Source organism: Streptomyces sp. NPDC059900 (genome assembly GCF_050270335.1).
In the GTDB taxonomy this organism is placed as follows: Bacteria; Actinomycetota; Actinomycetes; order Streptomycetales; family Streptomycetaceae; genus Streptomyces.
On the sequence record NZ_JBNNJZ010000792.1, the window covers coordinates 1 to 3,002 of the forward strand.

Below are 3,002 nucleotides of genomic sequence, written 5' to 3' on the forward strand. Positions count from 1 at the left end.
GGACCCACGACACGGTGGAACCGGCCACCGGCACGGTCCTGGCGACGGTCGGCCTGGCCGATGCCTCCGACGTGGCGCGCGCGGCCGAGAGGGCTGAGCGGGCGCAGCGCGAGTGGGCGGCCCTGCCTCATCCGCGAAGGGCCGAAGTGCTGCGCCGGGCAGGGCAGTTGTGGGAGGAATACGCCGAGGAGATCGTCGACTGGAACGTGCGCGAGGTGGGGTCCATCCCCGCGTTCGCCCGGTTCGCGGTCCACACCACCGCTGCCGAGTGCTACGAGGCCGCCGCGCTCCCGGCCCATCCGCTGGGCCAGGTGCTCTCCAGCCAGGAGCCGCGTTTGTCGCTGTCCCAGCGGATACCCGTCGGTGTCGTCGGTGTCATCTCCCCCTTCAACGTGCCGCTGATCCTCGGCATTCGCGCCGTCGCGCCCGCGCTGGCGCTCGGCAACGCGGTGTTGCTCAAGCCCGATCCGCGTACCGTCGTCACGGGCGGCGTGGCGATGGTGCGCATCTTCGAGGAGGCAGGCCTGCCCGGGGGATTGCTCCAGCTGCTGCCGGGCGGCGCCGAGATCGGCGCGGCGATCGTCGAGGATCCGCGGGTCCGAGTGGTGGCGTTCACCGGCTCCACTGGGGCCGGCCGCGCGGTGGGCGAGCTGGCCGGACGCCACCTCAAGCGCGCTCATCTCGAACTGGGCGGCAACTCGGCCTTCGTCGTGCGCCACGACGCAGACGTCAACCAGGCCGTCAACCTCGCCTCCTGGGGCAACTACCTCAACCAGGGGCAGATCTGCATGTCGATCGGCCGCCACATCGTGCACGAATCGCTCTTCGACTCCTACGTCACCCAGCTCGCCGCCAAGGCCGATGCGATGGTGGTGGGCGACCCGGCAGCCGGCCAGGTGCACATGGGCCCCGTGATCGACGAGGCGCAGCGTGACCGGATCCACGCGTGGGTCCTGGAGGCAGTGGACCAGGGAGCCACCCTTGCCGCGGGCGGCACCTACGAAGACCTCTTCTACCGCCCCACCGTGGTGGCGAACCCGCCCCGGGACGCGACGGTCTACCGGGAGGAAGTCTTTGGTCCCGTCGTCTCGGTCGTCTCGTACTCGAGCGACGACGAGGCGGTGGCGCTCGCCGCCGACACCGGCTACGGGCTCTCCCTGGGCATCGTGACGGCCGACGCGCTCGCCGGTCTGGAACTCGCGCAGCGCATACCGACGGGCATCGTGCACATCAACGACCAGACGGTGAACGACGAGGCGAACGCCCCCTTCGGCGGCGTCCGCGCCTCGGGCACCGGCTCGCGCCACGGCGGTGCGGAGGCCGATATCGAGGCCTTCACCGAGACGCGCTGGATCACGCTGCGGCGGCGGCCCGCCCAGTATCCCCTCTGAGCTCTGCGTGGGCGTGCGGCGTGTGGGTGACTCCGGCCGGCACGCAGATCCGTGACCAGAGGTTGGGACTCTCCGATGGAGCGAACCACCCCGGCCTGTGCGGCAGTGCGGTGCCGGTCTTGACCGCGGAAGGCCATCCCGTGGCGTCCGTGGCTGTCTCTGGGCCCGCACGCCGGGGCGGAGGCGCCCGCTCAACGCAGCGTGCGCACGAAGACATCCCCGATCAAGTTGTTGTCGTCGGGCACCAGGCCGGGGTAGTAGGAGTCGAAGACGGCCGTCGACTCGTCCGCGCTCAGTGCCGCGCGGCCCACGGTGACGGGCTTGCCGTCCTGACCGGGCGAGAGCAGCTCCTGGTGACCGGTGCGCACCTCGCGCAGGATCAGACCCAGGGAGACGTGGTTCGCGTCGGCCGTGTTGAGGAGCAGCTTCGAGCCGTCCGCCGACAGGTCCGACACCAAGGCGACATCGGTGGGGGAGTGGCCGTCATAGCGCTGAAGGGTGCCGGTGCGCAGATCGCGGACGAAGGCGTTCCACGACGTGCTGGTGTCCCCGTTGGGGTCGGTGCCCGGAACCAGGTTCGTGGCCACCGAGTTGAAGCCGACCTTGGAGCCGTCGGCGCTGAGCACCGGCGCTTGCGCCGACCTGTCGGCCGGTGCCCCGTCGTGGGTGACATCGGCCTGCACGGTCTTCCCGGTCACGCGGTCGTACACCCAGATGTCCGCCTGGTCGTCGTCGGACGGGCCCGAATAACCGACCTGATAGGCCACCTTGCGACCGTCGGCACTCAAGGAGATGTCCTGGCAGCCACGGGTCGTGGACGCTCCCGCCCGCCACAGCCGCTCACTTCGCCGGTCCAGGAGCATGGCCCGGCAGCGGCTCACCCCGTTCTCGTCGGCCGCTGTCCTGGCCACGAAGGCGAGGTAGCGTCCGTTCGCGCTGAGCGGGGCCGGACCGTAGTAGGCGCGATAGCCTCCCGGGAGTGCCGGCGCGACGGGTTCGGTGCGCCCGGTGCGCAGATCCATCACGTGCACGGAGTACCTCTGGCTCGTGGCGGACCACGACGTGAACGTCAGATGGCGCCCCGACTCGGACACCCTGGGCGCCATCGTCGATTCACCGGGCACCTCCACACGCTTGAGGGGTGCACCGGGAGCCGTCCGGTAGAAGACGTTGTTGGGCATGTCCGTGCCGGGCAGCAGGTTGTTCGCCGAGGACATGTAGGCGACGACGCGCCCGTCCGCGCTGACCGTCGGATCCACCGAGTGCCAGTTCCCGCCGGCGCCATCGGGTGCGACGCTGATCCGTTCGGTGCGCGGAGCCGGGTCGTCGCTCGCCGCCCCCGCGGGAGAGGCAAGGCAGGTGAGGACGGCCGCGAGGCCGACGGACATGCAGATCCCTAACGCGGGTCTCATCAGGTGGTTCCCCCTTCGGCCCGAGCACGGCCACCGCCGCCCTTGAGCCCTCGTGCCCGATGACGGGTATCGCCCCGCCACTGTTGTGCGCGGGACTCACGCGATGAAAGCGCGCAGTGCGCAGCGGGTCAATGCATCCGCAGGCGACTTTGCCATGTACGGCTTCGTCTGGTGGCGTACGCCGGCGCCGCCCGTACCG

Annotated in this window: 2 protein-coding genes; one reads left to right on the forward strand and one right to left on the reverse strand. The window is 70.6% G+C overall.

All coding sequences use genetic code 11. The features are described from left to right. Window positions 1–1,391 (forward strand): aldehyde dehydrogenase family protein (locus ACQKIP_RS43980; protein ID WP_427745568.1); only part of this gene is annotated, 1,391 nt, incomplete at its 5' end. Window positions 1,392–1,582: 191 nt separating this feature from the next. On the opposite strand, the gene ACQKIP_RS43985 is transcribed toward ACQKIP_RS43980, so the two are convergent. Then, window positions 1,583–2,803 (reverse strand): hypothetical protein, encoded by a 1,221-nt coding sequence (locus ACQKIP_RS43985; RefSeq protein ID WP_365862076.1) that lies wholly within the window; start codon window positions 2,801–2,803, stop codon window positions 1,583–1,585. Between the last annotated feature and the right edge of the window lie 199 nt (window positions 2,804–3,002).